This window comes from Pseudoalteromonas sp. PAST1, from assembly GCF_021532515.1.
GTDB lineage: Bacteria > Pseudomonadota > Gammaproteobacteria > Enterobacterales > Alteromonadaceae > Pseudoalteromonas > Pseudoalteromonas simplex.
Genome location: NZ_JAKGBH010000068.1, coordinates 1 through 18,814 on the forward strand (window position 1 = coordinate 1; position 18,814 = coordinate 18,814).

Annotated in this window: 18 protein-coding genes; 15 read left to right on the forward strand and 3 right to left on the reverse strand. The window is 42.5% G+C overall.

Annotation, left to right across the window (positions count from 1 at the left end; translation table 11 throughout):
• Nucleotides 1-224: 224 nt before the first annotated feature.
• From groL to L1272_RS20930, 3 genes are all read right to left on the reverse strand, one after another.
• Nucleotides 225-1,871, reverse strand: a complete 1,647-nt coding sequence (gene groL, locus L1272_RS20920) for a chaperonin GroEL (RefSeq protein ID WP_054552424.1) — start codon at nucleotides 1,869-1,871, stop codon at nucleotides 225-227.
• 51 nt (nucleotides 1,872-1,922) lie between these two features.
• Entirely contained in the window at nucleotides 1,923-2,210 is a 288-nt protein-coding gene (locus L1272_RS20925) for a co-chaperone GroES (protein WP_063701599.1), read from the reverse strand.
• A 143-nt stretch (nucleotides 2,211-2,353) separates the two neighbouring features.
• On the reverse strand, nucleotides 2,354-2,830 hold the full coding sequence (locus L1272_RS20930; RefSeq protein WP_235374210.1) for an FxsA family protein: 477 nt from the start codon (nucleotides 2,828-2,830) through the stop codon (nucleotides 2,354-2,356).
• 162 nt (nucleotides 2,831-2,992) lie between these two features.
• Here L1272_RS20930 and cutA point away from each other — a divergent pair, with 162 nt between their 5' ends.
• The 15 genes from cutA to L1272_RS21005 all read left to right on the forward strand — a co-directional run bounded on the left by cutA (nucleotide 2,993) and on the right by L1272_RS21005 (nucleotide 18,649).
• Nucleotides 2,993-3,313, forward strand: a complete 321-nt coding sequence (gene cutA, locus L1272_RS20935) for a divalent-cation tolerance protein CutA (protein ID WP_054552426.1) — start codon at nucleotides 2,993-2,995, stop codon at nucleotides 3,311-3,313.
• Nucleotides 3,313-5,139: a protein-disulfide reductase DsbD gene (locus L1272_RS20940; RefSeq protein ID WP_235374211.1), complete on the forward strand. Its 1,827-nt coding sequence runs from the start codon at nucleotides 3,313-3,315 to the stop codon at nucleotides 5,137-5,139. The genes cutA and L1272_RS20940 overlap by 1 nt, the downstream gene beginning before the upstream one ends.
• A gap of 348 nt (nucleotides 5,140-5,487) precedes the next feature.
• On the forward strand, nucleotides 5,488-5,940 hold the full coding sequence (gene aroQ / locus L1272_RS20945) for a type II 3-dehydroquinate dehydratase (protein ID WP_235374212.1): 453 nt from the start codon (nucleotides 5,488-5,490) through the stop codon (nucleotides 5,938-5,940).
• A gap of 31 nt (nucleotides 5,941-5,971) precedes the next feature.
• Nucleotides 5,972-6,442 carry an acetyl-CoA carboxylase biotin carboxyl carrier protein gene (accB, locus tag L1272_RS20950; RefSeq protein ID WP_175083047.1) on the forward strand — a complete coding sequence of 157 codons (471 nt, stop codon included), beginning with the start codon at nucleotides 5,972-5,974 and terminating at the stop codon, nucleotides 6,440-6,442.
• Nucleotides 6,443-6,465: 23 nt separating this feature from the next.
• Nucleotides 6,466-7,806 carry an acetyl-CoA carboxylase biotin carboxylase subunit gene (gene accC / locus L1272_RS20955; RefSeq protein ID WP_054552430.1) on the forward strand — a complete coding sequence of 447 codons (1,341 nt, stop codon included), beginning with the start codon at nucleotides 6,466-6,468 and terminating at the stop codon, nucleotides 7,804-7,806.
• Between the two features lie 142 nt (nucleotides 7,807-7,948).
• On the forward strand, nucleotides 7,949-8,422 hold the full coding sequence (gene tsaE, locus L1272_RS20960) for a tRNA (adenosine(37)-N6)-threonylcarbamoyltransferase complex ATPase subunit type 1 TsaE (protein ID WP_235374213.1): 474 nt from the start codon (nucleotides 7,949-7,951) through the stop codon (nucleotides 8,420-8,422).
• A 66-nt stretch (nucleotides 8,423-8,488) separates the two neighbouring features.
• Nucleotides 8,489-9,796: an N-acetylmuramoyl-L-alanine amidase gene (locus tag L1272_RS20965; protein WP_235374215.1), complete on the forward strand. Its 1,308-nt coding sequence runs from the start codon at nucleotides 8,489-8,491 to the stop codon at nucleotides 9,794-9,796.
• A gap of 23 nt (nucleotides 9,797-9,819) precedes the next feature.
• A complete protein-coding gene (mutL, locus tag L1272_RS20970) occupies nucleotides 9,820-11,664 on the forward strand; it encodes a DNA mismatch repair endonuclease MutL (protein ID WP_235374214.1) in 1,845 nt (614 codons plus the stop codon).
• A gap of 15 nt (nucleotides 11,665-11,679) precedes the next feature.
• Entirely contained in the window at nucleotides 11,680-12,597 is a 918-nt protein-coding gene (gene miaA / locus L1272_RS20975; protein WP_138600164.1) for a tRNA (adenosine(37)-N6)-dimethylallyltransferase MiaA, read from the forward strand.
• Between the two features lie 80 nt (nucleotides 12,598-12,677).
• Nucleotides 12,678-12,941, forward strand: a complete 264-nt coding sequence (gene hfq, locus L1272_RS20980; protein WP_054552435.1) for an RNA chaperone Hfq — start codon at nucleotides 12,678-12,680, stop codon at nucleotides 12,939-12,941.
• Nucleotides 12,942-12,958: 17 nt separating this feature from the next.
• Nucleotides 12,959-14,248 carry a ribosome rescue GTPase HflX gene (hflX, locus tag L1272_RS20985; RefSeq protein WP_054552436.1) on the forward strand — a complete coding sequence of 430 codons (1,290 nt, stop codon included), beginning with the start codon at nucleotides 12,959-12,961 and terminating at the stop codon, nucleotides 14,246-14,248.
• A gap of 91 nt (nucleotides 14,249-14,339) precedes the next feature.
• Nucleotides 14,340-15,506, forward strand: a complete 1,167-nt coding sequence (gene hflK / locus L1272_RS20990) for an FtsH protease activity modulator HflK (RefSeq protein ID WP_054552437.1) — start codon at nucleotides 14,340-14,342, stop codon at nucleotides 15,504-15,506.
• Between the two features lie 5 nt (nucleotides 15,507-15,511).
• Nucleotides 15,512-16,390, forward strand: a complete 879-nt coding sequence (hflC, locus tag L1272_RS20995; RefSeq protein ID WP_054552438.1) for a protease modulator HflC — start codon at nucleotides 15,512-15,514, stop codon at nucleotides 16,388-16,390.
• Between the two features lie 225 nt (nucleotides 16,391-16,615).
• The gene (locus tag L1272_RS21000; RefSeq protein ID WP_054552439.1) at nucleotides 16,616-17,929 is read left to right on the forward strand and encodes an adenylosuccinate synthase; all 1,314 of its coding nucleotides are present in this window, start codon (nucleotides 16,616-16,618) and stop codon (nucleotides 17,927-17,929) included.
• A 111-nt stretch (nucleotides 17,930-18,040) separates the two neighbouring features.
• Nucleotides 18,041-18,649, forward strand: a complete 609-nt coding sequence (locus L1272_RS21005) for a tetratricopeptide repeat protein (RefSeq protein WP_138600165.1) — start codon at nucleotides 18,041-18,043, stop codon at nucleotides 18,647-18,649.
• Nucleotides 18,650-18,814 lie beyond the last annotated feature (165 nt).

Below are 18,814 nucleotides of genomic sequence, written 5' to 3' on the forward strand. Positions count from 1 at the left end.
CTGTATCTGTGGTGTCTAACGACTCTTGAACGACTTTTATTTTAAATTCGAGGGAATATCTACGCTGTGACTTTACTTTCATGATTACTGACTCCAAAAAGGTGTCTACTTTTATGGAGTCAGATCAGTCAGTTTCTGATAGCTGACAGCTTCAAACTGATAGCTAAAAGAAAACCCAGCCGGAGCTGGGTTTTTAAAGCGAGGTGCTTAGGAGGTGATGTTTATCACATCATGCCGCCCATACCACCCATGCCGCCCATGCCGCCCATATCTGGAGCAGCTGGCTCATCTTTCGGGATTTCAGCAACCATTGCTTCAGTTGTGATCATAAGACCCGCGATTGAAGCTGCGTATTGTAGTGCAGAACGCGTTACTTTAGTTGGGTCTAAGATACCCATTTCGATCATGTCGTTGTACTCGCCTGATGCTGCGTTGTAACCGTAGTTACCTTCACCGCCTTTTACTGAGTTAACAACAACAGATGCTTCGTCACCAGCGTTAGTTACGATTTGACGAAGTGGTGCTTCCATCGCACGTAGTGCAACTTTGATACCGTGGCTTTGGTCTTCGTTGTCGCCAGCAAGTTCAACAAGTTTGCTTGCTACGCGAACTAGTGCAACACCACCACCTGGTACAACACCTTCTTCAACCGCTGCGCGAGTTGCGTGTAGTGCATCTTCAACGCGGTCTTTTTTCTCTTTCATTTCGATTTCAGTTGCTGCGCCAACTTTGATTACTGCAACACCGCCAGCTAGTTTAGCCATACGCTCTTGTAGTTTCTCTTTATCGTAGTCAGACGTCGCTTCTTCGATTTGTGCTTTGATTTGTGCAACACGACCATTGATGCCGTCTTCTTCGCCTGCACCGTCGATGATTGTTGTATCATCTTTAGTGATCACAACGCGCTTCGCTGTACCTAGGTCTTCGATTGTCGCTTTCTCTAGCTCTAAACCGATTTCTTCAGAAATAACAGTACCACCTGTTAATACTGCGATGTCTTGTAGCATTGCTTTACGACGGTCGCCAAAACCAGGTGCTTTAACCGCAGATACTTTAACGATACCGCGCATGTTGTTTACAACAAGTGTTGCAAGTGCTTCACCTTCAAGGTCTTCAGCAATGATAAGTAGTGGCTTGCTAGCTTTAGCAACAGCTTCTAATGTAGGTAGTAGCTCACGGATGTTAGATACTTTTTTGTCTACAAGTAGAATGAATGGGTTGTCTAGCTCTACAGCGCCTTTTTCAGCGTTGTTGATGAAATATGGAGAAAGGTAACCGCGGTCAAACTGCATACCTTCAACTACGTCTAGTTCGTTTTCTAGTGACTGACCTTCTTCAACAGTGATAACGCCTGAATCACGGCCTACTTTTTCCATTGCTTCTGCAATAATGTCACCGATTTCTTTATCAGAGTTAGCAGAAATAGTACCTACTTGTGCAATTGCTTTAGTGTCTGCACATGGAACAGACAGTGCTTTAAGCTCTTCAACTGCTGCAGTAACTGCTTTGTCGATACCACGCTTAAGGTCCATTGGGTTCATACCCGCTGCAACTGCTTTTAAGCCTTCGTTTACGATAGCTTGCGCTAATACTGTTGCAGTTGTTGTACCGTCACCTGCAGCGTCATTCGCTTTAGACGCTACTTCTTTAACCATTTGAGCGCCCATGTTTTCGAACTTGTCTTCAAGCTCGATCTCTTTTGCAACAGATACACCGTCTTTAGTGATCACTGGCGCGCCGAATGATTTGTCTAATACAACGTTACGGCCTTTAGGACCTAAAGTTACTTTTACTGCGTTAGCTAAAATGTTTACGCCAGTTAGCATTTTGCCACGTGCGTCACCTGCAAAAAGTACTTCTTTTGCTGCCATGATTAAATTCCTCTTAAATTCTGTAAACGGGTTGCTAAACGAAAAGTAGGATTAGCCTACAATGCCTAGAATGTTATCTTCACGCATGATCAGGTACTCTTGACCTTCGATCTTTTCAACTTTTTCAACATAAGAGCCGAACAGCACAGTGTCACCGGCTTTAACTTCTAATGCTCTTACTTCACCGTTGTCTAAAACACGGCCATTACCAACAGCGATAACTTCTCCGCGAGTTGATTTTTCAGCTGCAGAGCCAGTTAATACAATACCGCCAGCAGACTTAGTTTCTTCTTCTAGACGCTTAACGATGACGCGATCATGTAAAGGACGAATGTTCATTTATTTAGTTCTCCTAACAGTTTCTGAACAGTACAGAAAAAATCTTGTGTTATTGCAGGGGAGTGCTAAGCCACCCGTTGCGTTTCATTGCATTCATTAATGGGGGTGGCTTAAAAAAATCCAAGTACAAAAATTAAAAAATTTTAATCTTTTCGCTCAAATTCACCATCAATAGTTGTAGGTTGATGGTTTGGCTCTTCATGAGTGGTTGTTTTACTATGGTATTGGAAGTGTGCAGAGCCTTGATTTGCCTGCGAACTCATGCGCACGGTCGCTTTACTAGCAAGGCCTGCAGCCAGTTTGTTGCGGATTGCTGGCGTAAGAAGTAAAAAGCCAAAAAAGTCAGTCATGATGCCTGGTGTCATTAATAAAACACCGGCGATAATGACACACAATCCAGTAAATAATTCTTTTGCAGGCATTTGCCCTTGTGCCATTTGTAATTGCACGTTTTGAATCGCGCCCATACCTTGCTGCTTCACTAATTTCGCGCCGACAATCGCGGTCACAATTACAAGCGCTATGGTGGCAAAGCCGCCGATCACTTCACTCACTTGGATGAGTAACGCGATCTCCACAATCGGCACTAAAATAAATAACAAAAACAAAAATCTAAACATAACGCTCTCTAAAAAATGTCATTCTCTTTCGAGTCAGTGAAATATAAATTGGGGTGAGCAGGTCATTTTTCAAGACGGAACCTAGGATCACCTTGCTCGCTACACATTATAGTTACTATCGGCTACTATGGTGCGACTCACGTAATCAAATAAAGGTTCCTTATGACTACGCATTTTCGACTTATTTTTACGACTTGTGCAAATGAGGCTGAAGCCCGTCAGTTGGCACAACATCTAGTTAAAGAAAAGCTAGCTGCTTGTGTGAACATTTTGCCTACTATTGAATCTATTTACATGTGGGAAGGCGAGGTAACTCAAGCTATTGAGAGTAAGTTACTGATCAAAACTAAGTCAGAAAAAATGAATGAGGTGATCCAAACTATCAAGAAATTGCATAGTTATGAGGTGCCTGAAATTCAGGTCGTTGATGTGGCTACGGGCAATTTAGCCTATTTTAATTGGATGGATGAGGTACTTAATTAATGCGATCGTTCCTTTTATTACTTTGTGCATTGTGGCTTATGCCAGCAAGTGCAAGTAATAACAATTTACTTGGAAATCTACTACAACCTGCGGAGCAAACATTTCTCCCGGTTGATCAGGCGTTTGTTTTCGATTTTGACCAGCAAGGCAAAACCTTATTTATTGGCTGGGATATTGCGCCTGATTATTACCTTTACAAAAAGAAAGTCGAAATTATTGCCAAAGGCGCTGATATTGAAGTTCCTGATCTTGGCAAGGGCGTGATTATTGAAGATGAATTTTTTGGTAAGACTGAGGTATTCTTTGATTCGTTAAGTGTGGTTTCTAAGCTCAGCAACGTCACAGAAGGTGCGGTTGTTAAAGTGCGTTTTCAAGGCTGTGCCGAGGCGGGATTATGTTATCCGCCAGAAGTTAGAACCATTCCTTTATCTGTGATTGCAGGTGAGCAAGTATCACAGGCTGCAGATGCGGGGAACGCATTGGCTGCATTAACACAAGCAGCTGATGAAAATGAAGCGTCATCAGCCCCTTCTCAAGAAGTTTCAAAACCAGCTGGTGAGCAGTCATATACCGATAAGCTGGCATCGCAAGGTTTACTAACTAACCTAGTAATCTTCTTTTTAGTGGGTGTTGGTCTTGCCTTTACGCCATGCGTATTCCCAATGTTTCCGATTTTGTCGAGCCTTATTGCGGGTCAGCAGAATTTGTCGACTAAAAAAGCGTTCTCGCTGTCTTTTGTGTATGTACAAGGTATGGCCGTTACTTACGCAGCACTGGGCTTAGTGGTTGCATCATTAGGTGGGCAAGTACAAGGGTATTTACAGCATCCTACTGTACTAATTAGCTTTAGTATCTTATTTGTATTGCTGGCAATGTCGATGTTTGGCTGGTACGAAATCAAGTTACCTAGCGGCATGATGAATAAACTCACTCAGGTTAGTAACCAGCAAAAAGGCGGCAACTATGTTGGCGTATTTATGATGGGTGTACTGTCTGGTTTGATTGCTTCACCATGTACAACAGCACCTTTATCTGCTGCTTTACTTTATGTGGCGCAAAGTGGTGACTATCTAGTTGGTGGTTTAACACTTTATGTGCTCAGTTTAGGCATGGGCTTACCATTATTATTACTGGGGACTTCTGGTGGTAAATTACTACCAAAAGCCGGTGGTTGGATGGAGCAAGTGAAAACCCTATTTGGTTTCATTATGCTAGTTGTACCACTTATTCTGCTTGAGCGTATTGTTGATATTGAAATTATCTGGTTAATGGCGGGTTTATTGGCACTTGCTACAGCGCTTTATTTACACCATTGGCAAAGTGGTCAATCACAGGGCAAGCTAAAAACAGCATTGTGGTTTACTGCTACCTTATTGGTTGTAACTGGGGCGAGTTTAACGAAAAGTTATTTCTGGCCAAGTAAAGCGGTGGTTGGAGAAGCTGCTGTGCAAACACATGGTTTTAGACAAGTTGCTAATCTAAGTGAATTAAAAGAAGAAATTGCACAGGCAAGTAGCGAGGGGCGCTTAGTAATGGTCGACTTATATGCCGACTGGTGCGTTGCCTGTAAAGAGTTTGAGCACTACACGTTTCCTGACGCTAAAGTGCAAGAGCAATTTGCTCACTTTGAATTAATTCAAATCGATTTAACCGAAAGCGATGCAAAGACCATAGAGCTAATGGAGGAATACACGGTGTTCGGTTTACCGAGCATTTTGTTCTTTGATAGCCAAGGTAATGAGCTTTTAGAGCAACGTGTAACAGGCTTTTTAAATGCCAAAGACTTTGCAGAACATTTAGCAAAAGTTCGAAATACCGCTAAATAAACGCAAACGTGCAAGAAAATAGCAAAACGCCACTCATCTGAGTGGCGTTTTTGTATCTGCATCGTAAAAAATACTTATTTTAAGTGAAAAATAGCAAATTCACTGATTGAAGCTCAATTTATCAACAGAAAAACAGCTGGAATGACCCTGTTGTGTGCCTTGCTATGCTTGACTTTACCACGAATGGGGAGTGATTAGACCAGTATTTTGCTGCTATTTACGTCGAAATGTCTATAATAGGTGGTTAACGTGAGAATTAGTTGCTATTTTACATCAGCACGCTTAGGTTAAGCGTGGGTTTATGATGAATATGGTTAAACTGCTTACTTATAGGATATATCGCGTATTATGGCTGCAAAATTCAAACTTTTAGTTCTAAATGGGCCAAATTTAAACATGCTTGGCAAGCGTGAACCAGAAAAGTACGGTACTCAATCTCTTGATGAGATTATAGCTGAACTTAGTCAGGTTGCTGCCGGTCTCAATGTTGATTTAACGCATTTCCAAAGTAACAGTGAAGCTGCATTAATAGAACGCATTCACGATGCATGGCAAATGGTTGATGCAATAATTATCAATCCTGCTGCATTTACGCATACAAGCGTAGCCTTACGGGATGCATTACTCAGTGTAAACATTCCCTTTTACGAGGTGCATTTAAGTAATGTGCATGCTCGAGAAGCATTCCGTCATCATTCGTATTTTTCGGATGTGGCACAAGGCGTCATTATTGGATTAGGAGCAATGGGTTATAAGGTGGCACTTGAAGCTGCTGTTAGCCGGTTGCAAAACACACATTAATTTTTTAAATAACTAACAGGCGGGTCGTTCAATGGATATTCGCAAGATCAAAAAACTTATCGAACTAGTAGAAGAATCTGGTATTGCTGAATTAGAAATCACTGAAGGTGAAGAGTCAGTACGCATCAATCGTAACAACATGTCTGCAGCACCTGCAATGCAGTATGCACCACAGCAGTTTGCAGCACCTGCACCAGCAGCGGCTCCAGCTCCAGCTCCAGTAGCAGAGGCACCAGCAGCAGAAGCGGCTGCTCCAGCTGCACCGACTGGCCATCAAGTTAAATCTCCTATGGTTGGTTCATTCTACTCAGCGGCTTCTCCAGAAGCAGCACCATACGTAGAAGTAGGTTCTAAAGTAAATGTTGGCGATACGTTATGTATCGTTGAAGCAATGAAGATGATGAACCAAATCGAATCTGATAAAGCAGGCACAGTAAAAGCTATCTTAGTTGAAAATGGCGAGCCAGTAGAATTCGATCAACCTTTATTCATCATTGAATAATAGCGCAACAAAAGGCCAACTCTATGTTAGATAAAGTAGTCATTGCAAACCGAGGTGAAATTGCACTTCGTGTACTGCGCGCCTGCAAAGAGCTTGGGATCAAAACTGTTGCTGTGCATTCAACGGCAGACCGTGATCTTAAGCACGTGTTACTGGCAGACGAAACAATTTGTATTGGTAAACCAGCAGCCACTGAAAGTTACTTAGATATTCCGCGCATTATTGCAGCGGCAGAAGTAACAGACGCAGTTGCTATCCACCCAGGTTATGGTTTCCTTTCTGAAAATGCAGACTTTGCTGATCAAGTTGAGCAAAGCGGCTTTGTATTTATCGGTCCTAAAGGCGACACGATTCGTCTAATGGGTGACAAAGTTTCTGCAATCGAAGCGATGCGTAAAGCCGGTGTACCTTGTGTACCAGGTTCTGATGGCCCATTAACGGCAGACAGTGAGCGCAACATTCAAATCGCTAAGCGTATTGGTTACCCTGTAATCATTAAAGCAGCAGGCGGCGGCGGTGGTCGTGGTATGCGTGTTGTTCGCAGCGAAAAAGAACTGATTGATTCAATCGCTCTTACTCAGCAAGAAGCTAAGCAGTTCTTTGGTAATGGCATGGTTTACATGGAAAAATTCCTTGAAAACCCACGTCACATCGAAGTTCAAGTACTGGCAGACGGTCAAGGCAATGCAGTTCACTTAGGTGAGCGTGATTGTTCAATGCAACGTCGTCACCAAAAAGTTGTTGAAGAAGCGCCAGCGCCAGGTATCACAGCTGAAATGCGTAAGTTCATCGGTGACCGTTGTACTCGTGCATGTATCGAAATTGGTTATCGCGGTGCAGGTACGTTCGAATTCTTATACGAAAACGGCGAGTTCTATTTCATCGAAATGAATACCCGTATTCAGGTTGAGCACCCAGTAACAGAAATGGTTACTGGCGTTGACTTAATCAAAGAACAGCTAAAAATTGCAGCTGGCCAGCCACTATCATTCACACAAGAAGATGTGGTTATTCGTGGTCACGCAATTGAGTGCCGTATTAATGCGGAAGACCCAGACACTTTTATTCCATCACCAGGTAAAATCACGCGATTCCACCCTGCTGGCGGTTTAGGTATTCGTTGGGACAGCCACATCTACGCAGATTACACAGTACCACCTCATTACGATTCAATGATTGGTAAGCTGATCTGTTACGGTGAAAACCGTGATGTAGCCATTGCTCGTTCACGCAATGCGTTAAACGAATTAGTGATTGATGGCATCAAGACCAACACACCACTGCACAAGAAAATCTTGGCAGATGAAAACTTCCAAAACGGTGGTACAAACATCCACTACCTTGAGAAGAAACTAGGTCTGTAAACAAAATTCTGTTTAAGCTAAAAAGCCGGCAACTTTGCCGGCTTTTTTTTGTCAAATTAGTCATAAGAGCGGCTCTCGCCTTACAAAATTATTCTGGTATGATTAACAAAGTAATGTGTTTTTAGTTTTTCATGAGGTAATAATGACCGACAGTGTTGGTTTTCCACTCGCTGATGAAGCAGCAACGGTTAATATGGGTAAGCAACTTGCAACCTTAATGGAGCAAGGAGCAGTCATCTATTTACATGGTGATTTAGGTGCCGGTAAAACGACATTAACCCGTGGTATCGTGCAAGGTTTCGGTCATCAAGGTAAGGTTAAGAGTCCAACTTATACACTGGTTGAGCCTTACCAATTAGCCAAAGCTGATGTCTATCACTTTGATTTATATCGCTTAGGTGATCCTGAAGAACTTGAATATATGGGAATTCGTGACTATTTTTCACCACAGGCCATTTGTGTTGTGGAATGGCCTGAAAAAGGCGGCGAATTTATTCCAACACCAGATCTTGATATCACCCTACGCTATGAAGGCGAGGCGCGTGCTATTACAATTAATAGCTTAACCGAGCGTGGTAAGACTATCGTTCAGCAACTTACGAGCGCGCAAGAATAAACATATAAAAATAAAGGTGTATTAGTAAAAATGGGTCGTTGTACGTTTAAACTATTAACTACTTTGATGTTATTGGTTGTTAGCCAGATTGCGCTTGCACAAAATACCATTAATAGCGTACGAGTGTGGCCCTCACCTGACAGCACTCGAGTGGTCTTTGATTTAAACGATAAGCCTGATTTCAGCTATTTCATGCTGAAAAACCCAGCTCGTTTAGTCATTGATTTAAAAAATACCGACAAACTAGATAGCTTGCCAGCTATTCCTCAAAAGCATCAGATTGTTTCCAAACTGCGTTACTCAAAACCAAAAGACAGCAAAAGTGTGCGTTTTGTCTTTGAGCTAGCCCGTGCCAGTAAACCTGTTGTATTTGCTTTACTACCAACCGATCCCTACAAGCATCGTTTAGTGGTTGACCTTGTTGATAAAACACCGAAGGCTGAGCCCGTTGTTTCGACCAATACCAGTGTGAAAAAACGCGAACTTAATCAAGAGCGCGATATTGTTATTGCCATTGATGCAGGTCATGGTGGTGAAGACCCCGGTTCAATTGGTCCATCAGGCACTTATGAAAAAGATATTACGCTACAAATAGCGAAGCGCTTAGAGCGAATGATAGATGCTGAAAAAGGCATGATTTCGCGTATGGTGCGCCGCAGTGATTACTTTGTAAATCTAAACACCCGTACCAGCATAGCTCGTAAGAAAAAAGCTGATTTCTTTGTGTCGATTCATGCGGATGCCTTTACTAGCCCGCAGCCAAACGGTGCCTCAGTGTGGGTGCTATCACTGCGCCGTGCAAATTCAGAAATTGGTAAATGGATTGAGGATAAAGAAAAACACTCAGAGCTTTTAGGTGGAGCAGCTGGGGTATTAAAAGATACTGCAAGCGAAAAATATTTAGCACAAGCACTGCTAGATATGTCGATGGATCACTCGATGAAAACAGGTTTTAGTGTCGCAGAAGAAGTGGTTAGCGAATTACGAAAAGTGGCTAAAATGCATAAAAAACGCCCGCAAGCGGCGAGCCTTGCGGTATTGAAATCACCCGATATTCCGTCTATTTTGGTCGAAACAGGGTTTATTTCGAATCCGCGTGAAGAGCGAATGCTAAAAACGGCGCAGCATCAGGAGCGCTTAGCTAAAGCAATTTTCACCTCGATTAAAAATTACTACATGAAGAATCCACCAGATGATTCACTATTTGCTAAGTTAAAGTCGCAGTTTCCGACTAAACACAAAGTTCGCCCTGGTGAATCGTTAAGTATTTTAGCAAGCAGATACAACACCTCGGTGAGTAAGCTAAAAACGGCCAACAACTTAAAATCGAATACCTTATTTATTGGTCAAGAGCTTGATATTCCTCAAAGCTAGTCAATTTTCGTGTTAGGAACACTATGAGTATAGAAATACTACCCGCGCGATTGGCTAACCAAATTGCAGCGGGTGAAGTGGTTGAACGCCCCGCATCCGTTGTTAAAGAGCTGGTTGAAAACAGTTTAGATGCTGGCGCAACGCGCATTCAAATAGATATTGAGCGTGGTGGGCATAAGCTAATTCGTATCCGCGATAATGGCTCTGGCATTAATAAAGATGAGCTAACATTAGCCTTGTCGCGCCATGCTACGAGTAAGCTTAAGTCACTCGATGATCTTGAGAACATTTGCTCACTGGGTTTTCGTGGTGAAGCGTTAGCATCAATTAGTTCTGTTTCTCGCTTAACCTTAAGCTCAAAGCCAAAGCAGCAAGAAGCGGCATGGCAAGCGTTTGCTGAAGGTCGCGATATGGCGGTGCAGATTAAGCCAACAGCACACCCTGATGGTACCACCATTGAGGTGAAAGACTTATTCTTTAATACCCCTGCGCGCCGTAAATTTCTTCGCACCGAGAAAACCGAGTTTTCACATATTGATGAGCTCATAAAGCGTATTGCGCTGAGTCGTTTTGATGTCTCTATCACCCTGACTCATAATGGCAAGGTCGTGCGTCAATACCGTGCTAAACCAAACCCTGAGCAAGCGATAAGCCGTGTTGCACAAGTGGCGGGTAAAGCATTTAGTGAACAGGGGCTGCATATTCAGTCAGGTGAAGCAGGTTTGATGTTGCGAGGTTGGGTATTGCCCTTGGGCTCAACGAATAGCACGCAATATACCTATGTGAATAATCGCATGATGCGCGATAAACTCATTTTGCATGCAATCCGCCAAGCCTTTGAAGAAGTCGCTGGCTCTGAAGAGCTGCCAGGTTTTGTCATTTATATTGATATTGACCCACGTCAGGTCGATGTAAATGTGCACCCAGCGAAACATGAAGTGCGTTTTCATCAAGGCCGTTTAGTGCATGACTTTATTCTACAGGCAATAAAACAAGTGGTGGTACCGCTTCAGCATGAAGCTGGTTTTACAGAGTATAATGACACTGCTTTTCAGCATGCTTCGTTTGATGAGGCGCACTCAAGCAGCATGCAGCCAAGTTTTACTCAATCAGCGCCAACAGAGCAATATGATTACCCTAAATCTGAATTGCAGCCAACTCGTTCAGGTAGTTACTCTGGGACAACAGGAACAGGGCGCTCTGGTGGTGGCTTTAGTAGCGACAGCCAAGGCCGCAGTAAAACATCGCATCAAGATGTCAATGCCTTTTATCAAGGGATCAGTGAGCAACATGCTGCGCATTTTGACCAAGTACGCCCAGAGCCAAGCGTTACAGTACCGGTTGTTGAGCAAGCTAAGCTTGCCAAATTCATCCACGTACGCGAGGGCGAATGCGTATTTAGTGAAGACAACCAACTCTTTGCTGCGCACTTTAAGCATGCTTTAGCACTCGACTGGCAAGCGCACGTAGAGCAAGCAGGTAGCCTTGACGGCAAAGCCTTATTGTTACCTGTGCGAGTAAATGCAAGTGCTGATGATATTAGTGCGTTAAATGCTCAGCAGTCGTGGTTTACCTTACTTGGTTTTGATTTAGTAATAGAAAAGCAGTTTGTGATGGTTAAAAAGCTTCCGCCTTGTGTGTATTTACTTGATGTAAGTGATGCTATTGAGCGGCTTATTGCTGGCTGTAAAGCCTCACCAAGTTCACTCGATGAATGGTTAGCTTGGTTAGCTCAACAAATACCAACACGTTATTACGCAAGCCAAGCCTTTATGGAGCAAGTAGCTCGGTTAGAAAATAATCCACAAACTATGCAACGTTTACGTCAAAAAGCAGTTAAAATAGAACTATCTCAGTTTTTAAACTAAGCAAGGTATTTAGGCTTGAATAACTTACCCGTCATTTTTTTAATGGGACCAACCGCTGCAGGGAAAACAGATTTAGCAATTTCGCTGTGTGAGCATTTAAACACAGAAATAATCAGTGTTGATTCAGCATTAGTCTATAAAGATATGGACATCGGCACGGCAAAGCCAAATGCCGAAGAGCTTGCTCGTGCGCCGCATCACTTAATTGATATTATCGACCCAGCAGAAAGTTATTCAGTGGCAGATTTTCGCCGTGATGCAATTGAAAAGATTGATCTATTTCATCAGCAAGGTAAAGTACCTGTATTGGTTGGCGGTACAATGATGTATTTTAAGTCGCTTATTGATGGCTTATCACCGCTACCAGAGGCATCACCTGAAGTACGTGCTGAACTCGAAAAAGAAGCAGCACAGTTTGGTTGGCCACATTTGCATAAAGAACTTGTGAAAATCGATCCTGATGCAGCGAAAAAAATGAGCGAAAATGATTCGCAAAGAATTAATCGTGCATTAGAAGTGTATCGTATAACAGGTAAAACAATGACTGAGCTGCAAAAACAAAAGCAGCCTGAGCTTCCTTATACTTTCTATCAATTTGCCATTGCACCTGATGATCGCAGTGAATTACATCAGCGAATTGAGAAAAGGTTTAAAATAATGCTCGATCAGGGGTTTGAAAATGAAGTTTCATCCCTATATAAACGTAAGGATTTACACCCAGACCTACCTTCGATTCGTTGTGTGGGTTATAGACAAATGTGGGATTACATTGCTGGCGATATTGACTATGATGAAATGGTCTTTCGTGGTATTGCAGCCACACGGCAGTTAGCCAAGCGACAACTGACTTGGTTAAGAGGTTGGCCTGAAGTAACTTGGTTAACCACGGGTGATGAAGAAAACTTGCAACGTGTAGTAAGTTCGCTAAGCTAGTAGTAGCTGAAAGTTTTTTAGCTTTGTTAAATTAGTTCAGCTACTTAATTATAATAACACCTAGAACGAAGGAAAATAACATGGCAAAAGGCCAGTCGTTACAAGACCCATTTTTAAATGCGTTACGTCGTGAGCGCATTCCAGTATCAATCTTTTTGGTTAATGGCATTAAATTGCAGGGTAAAATCCAGTCATTTGACCAATTTGTTATTTTACTTGAAAACACCGTAAATCAAATGGTGTATAAACACGCTATTTCAACTGTTGTTCCAGCGCGTTCTGTTAACTTCCAAGGCGTTCAAGGAAGTGATGATTCAGAAGAGCAAGAATCTGGAAATTTTTAAACTTAGGAGCGTAATGCTTGTTTGACCGTTATGAAGCCGGCGAACAGGCAGTTTTAGTTCATATCGACTTACCTAAAGAGGGAGATCGCGAAGATCTTCACGAATTAGAGTTGTTGGTATCTTCTGCTGGTGTTAGTAGTTTGGCGATTGTGCAAGGCAGTCGTCAAGCACCGCATCCGAAACTTTTCGTCGGGACCGGAAAAGCAGAAGAAATCGCTGAAACTGTCAAAATCCACAATGCAGATGTCATTATTTTCAACCATCAACTTAGCCCGTCACAGGAACGCAATTTAGAGCGCGTTTGCCAGTGCCGCGTTCTTGATCGTACGAGTTTGATCTTAGATATTTTTGCGCAGCGAGCGCGAACTCACGAAGGTAAACTTCAGGTTGAGTTAGCTCAGTTACGCCATATTTCTACTCGCTTGATCCGTGGGTGGACCCACCTTGAAAGACAAAAAGGCGGGATAGGGTTACGTGGTCCGGGTGAAACCCAGCTCGAAACCGATAGACGACTACTACGCGCAAGAATTAAAAATATTCGTGCCCGTTTAGATAAAGTTGCTGTTCAACGTGAGCAGGGGCGACGTGCGCGTACGCGAAATGAAATTCCAACTGTGTCACTAGTAGGTTATACCAATGCGGGTAAATCAACGTTATTTAACCGTATTACTGACTCAGATGTGTATGCTGCTGATCAGCTATTCGCAACCCTAGATCCAACCTTACGTAAGTTAGATATAGGCGATATAGGTCCAATTATTTTAGCGGATACGGTAGGTTTCATTCGTCACTTACCTCATGACCTTGTTGCAGCATTTAAAGCGACCTTAACAGAAACCCGTGAAGCTGATTTACAGTTGCATGTTATCGATGTGGCAGACCCTCGTCGAAAAGAAAATATTGAGCAAGTACAGTCTGTTTTAAAAGAAATCGAAGCAGATGAAGTGCCGCAATTATTGGTTTATAACAAAATTGATGCGCTAGATGACGTTGCGCCACGTATAGATAGAAACGACGAAGGTCAACCGGTACGAGTCTGGTTGTCGGCGCGCACTGGCGTTGGCTGTGAACTGCTAAGTGAGGCAATTAATGAGTTACTTGCCAAGAAGATGTTTGCTGATGAGCTAAAATTACCACCACAACATGGTCGTATTCGTGCAGCATTATTCAACTTAAACGCAGTTCATCAAGAACGTTTTGATGAGCAAGGAAACTGGTTGTTATCGGTACGCTTGCCAATGGCAGAATGGAATCGCTTGAAAAAAGAGATGGGACAAGACCTCGACTCTTTTGTAGTGACTGATTAAAAATCGCCAGCATTTGTCTTTTTTAGTATGAGAAATGCTGTAGATTTGATAGATTTAACCTAATTCATTTAGATAACAATGGAGTATAGCTATGGCCTGGAATGAACCGGGTAATAATGGCAATGATAAAGATCCGTGGAATAATAAAGGCGGAAAAGATCAAGGCCCACCTGATTTAGACGAGGTAATGCGTAAATTCGGCAACAAGTTTGGCGGTTTATTTGGTGGTAATAAGCCAGGTAAAAACGGCGGCGGACTTGGTGGCGCAGGCATTTCTTTCATCCTTATTATTGCCGTCATTGTATGGGCATTAAGTGGTATTTACACGGTAAAAGAAGCCGAGCGCGGTATTGTTTTACAATTTGGACAATACAATCGCATTGCAGAACCTGGCTTACGTTGGAAAATGACCTTCATTGAACGCGTGATCCCTGTAGATATTGAAGCGGTTCGCTCGTTATCTGCAAAAGGTTTCATGCTGACAGAAGACGAGAACGTGGTAAATGTAGAGTTTGAAGTACAATACCGTGTTATCGATCCACACCTATACAAGTTTAGCGTAACCGACGCAGATGGCAGCTTGAAACAAGCGCTTGATAGTGCTCTTCGTTATGTGATTGGTCATGTAAAAATGGACCAAGTGCTAACAACTGGTCGTGAGTTAGTGCGCCAACAAACGTGGGATGAACTAAACAAAATCATTGAGCCTTACAACTTGGGTATTATCGTAAGCGATGTGAACTTTAAAGATTCACGTCCGCCGGGTGAAGTAAAAGACGCGTTTGATGATGCTATTGCTGCACAAGAAGATGAAGAACGCTTTATCCGTGAAGCTGAAGCTTACGCTCGTGAAATTGAGCCTCGTGCCCGTGGTCAAGTTACGCGTATGACACAAGAAGCAGAAGCGTACCGTGAGCGTATTACTTTAGAAGCGCAAGGTGAAGTAGCACGTTTTGAAAAACTGTTACCTGAGTACCAAGCTGCGAAAGAAGTAACTCGTAAGCGCTTATATATCGATGCGATGGAAGAAGTGCTAGGTAACAGCTCTAAAGTGTTAGTTGATGTAGAGGGCGGTAATAATATGATGTATCTACCGCTTGATAAAATCATGGAAAAGCAAGGTACAGCAACGCGTGTTGCGCTACCAAGCTCAAGTGATATTCAAGATCTTCGCAATAAGTTAAATCCATCACGTAACAGCACGGTTAATTCAAGTAATGATCGTTTCGCAACTGACCGTTTTAATGAGGGGAGATAAGTAAGATGAAAAATTTTAGTTTAGTAATACTTGCCCTTGCAGTTGTGCTGTCTTTTTCTGCGATTTTTGTTGTACAAGAAGGCGAAAAAGCAATTGTCTTATTATTCAGCAAAGTTGAAAAAGACAGTGACGATAACGCTGTAGTATATGGCCCAGGTTTACACTTAAAAGTACCTTTCTTTAGCCAAGTACGTCGCTTAGATGCACGAATTCAAACGCTAGATGGTGAAGCTGACCGCTTTGTTACTAGTGAGAAAAAAGACTTAATCGTTGATTCTTATGTGAAGTGGCGCATTAATGACTTTAGTGCATTTTACCTACGTGCCCGTGGTGATAAGCAATATGCTGAAACACTGCTTAAGCAAAAGGTGAACAATGGACTTCGTACTAATTTCGGTTCTCGTACAATCAAAGAGATTGTCTCTGGCGAGCGTAGTGAATTGATGGAAGAAGCGTTAGTTCAAGCGTCTGAAAGTGCGCAAGAGCTAGGTATTGAAGTACTTGACGTACGTGTTAAGCAAATTAACTTACCACAAGAAGTGAGTAGCTCAATCTTCCAGCGTATGCGTGCTGAGCGTACTGCAGTAGCTAAAGAGCACCGTTCAGAAGGTCAAGAAAAAGCTGAGACAATTCGCGCAGAAGTAGACCGCCGTGTAACCGTAATGCTTGCAGATGCTGAACGTAATGCTCGTACAGTACGTGGTCAAGGTGATGCTGATGCTGCTGCTATCTATGCTAATGCATATAACAAAGACGCTGAATTCTTTGGTTTTATGCGCAGCCTAGAAGCATACAAAAATACCTTTAAAGATAAACAAGACGTGATGGTAATTTCACCTGATAGCGACTTCTTTAATTATATGAAAGGTACAAAAGTACAGTAAGTAATACTCGTATGATCAAAAGCCCCGCAATTTGTGGGGCTTTTTTGTCTCTGTAAGTGATTAATTTTTATTCTTAACAATTTTATAAACCTCTGTTCTGCATGTAGTTGTTTAAGTAATTGAGAAGATAAAAATTCAGGCGCAGAAAAAATAAGCTAAACGGGGTGATCTTTCACCTCGTTTTCTGATAAAATCTCGTCCTAATTTTTTCTAAGTGAATTTGCAATGGGTAAAAACGTTGTTGTACTAGGCACCCAATGGGGTGACGAAGGTAAGGGTAAGGTAGTTGACCTCCTTACAGACAAAGCATCTTTAGTAGTTCGTTATCAAGGTGGTCATAACGCAGGCCATACTCTGGTAATCAACGGTGAAAAGACGGTTTTACACCTTATTCCATCGGGTGTATTACGTGACAATGTTAAGTGTGTGATCGGTAATGGTGTTGTTTTATCACCAGAAGCATTAATGAAAGAAATTGGCATGCTAGAAGAGCGTGGCGTACCAGTACGTGAGCGCTTATTAATCAGCGAAGCATGTCCATTAATTTTACCTTTCCACATTGCATTAGATTTAGCCCGTGAAAAAGCACGTGGCGATAAGCCAATTGGCACTACAGGTCGTGGTATCGGTCCAGCTTATGAAGATAAAGTAGCACGTCGTGGTTTACGTGTAGGTGACTTATTCAATCCTGAACAGTTTGCTAGCAAGCTTAAAGAAGTATTGGAATACCATAACTTCACTTTAGAGCATTACTACAAAGCTGAACCAGTTGACTTCCAAAAGACATTTGACGATGCAATGGCTATCGCAGATATCTTAAAAGCAATGGTTGTTGATGTTACTGAGCTTCTTGACCAAACGCGTTTAGCGGGCGACAACATCTTATTTGAAGGTGCGCAAGGTACATTACTTGATATCGACCACGGTACTTACCCGTACGTAACATCATCAAACACAACAGCTGGTGGTGTAGCGACTGGTGCTGGTTTTGGTCCATTACACCTTGATTACGTGTTAGGTATTATCAAAGCTTACACTACACGTGTAGGTTCTGGTCCATTCCCTACAGAGCTTTACGACGGTCTTGATAAGCAAGATCCAGTTGGTAAGCACTTAGGTGATAAAGGTCATGAGTTCGGTGCGACGACAGGTCGTTTACGCCGTACAGGTTGGTTAGACGCAGTGGCAATGCGCCGTGCAGTGCAAATCAACAGCATCTCAGGTTTCTGTTTAACTAAACTAGACGTTTTAGACGGTTTAGAAACATTAAAAATCTGTACTGGTTACCAGTTAGAAGATGGCACAGTAACGAACGTTACACCATTAGCAGCTGAAGGTTACGAGAAAGTAACACCAGTATACGAAGAGATGCCAGGCTGGTCAGAAAACACAGTAGGTGCTACGTCAGTTGATCAATTACCGCAAGCGGCACTTGATTACATCAAACGTATTGAAGAAATCACTGGTGTTCCAGTTGATATCATCTCTACTGGTCCAGACCGTGTAGAAACTATGGTATTACGCAGCCCATTTGCATAATCGTCATAGTGACTGAAAAAGCTGCTTCGGCAGCTTTTTTTGTGCCTAAAATTCACTTGGTATAATATTTGTATATTATTTGCTAAGACTGACTTTATTTAAGTGATTTTGATGCGTGTTTTATTGCCTTTAACATTACTCTTCTCAAGCCTGAGTATGGCTGAAGAGCCTATCACAGCTGTGCCTCTTTACACAGAGAGCGAGTTAATAGGCTTGATCAATAAAAATACACACCTTGCACGTGTCAAGGCAGATGATTGCCAGTTAGTGCAAGATATCGAAGCGCGAGCCAATAAAATGGCACTGCCATCATATCAGTTCCTGTATGGCGATATGCTAGCTTATGCGGTGTGTGTAGACCGTAATGTAGAGTTAGGGGTTTATTACATGCGTCAGGCCGCTCAGCAAGGGCTAGGCGCGGCTTTAGAGCAGCTTGGTCGCTACTATGATGTTGGCCAGTTAGTGCAGCAAGATAAAGCAATGGCGGTGACCTATTTACGAGAAGCATCAGCTCAAGGTAACCTAAAGGCACAAATGCGTTTGGTTAATCTATTTAATCAAGGTTATGGCAGCCCGCGCGATTATGAAGACGCCTACCGTTGGTTATTTCATTCAATGGTTGCCGATAAAGCAACTCACAAGAAAGTCGAAAATTTACTCGCTAAGCTTGCCGAAAAAATGCCAGACAGCGTCGTTGCACGCGCCCGTTTACCTATGTAGGCAAATAAAAATACATGCAAATAAAAAGGCCAGCTAATGCTTAATGCTGATCAGTTAAGAATATTTTTATGATCACTTGACTGATCTTTTCATAGCTTCAAAATCCGATATTAGAAATAATATCGGATTTTTTATGTCTCTAATTCAGCACTTCGATGATATGTC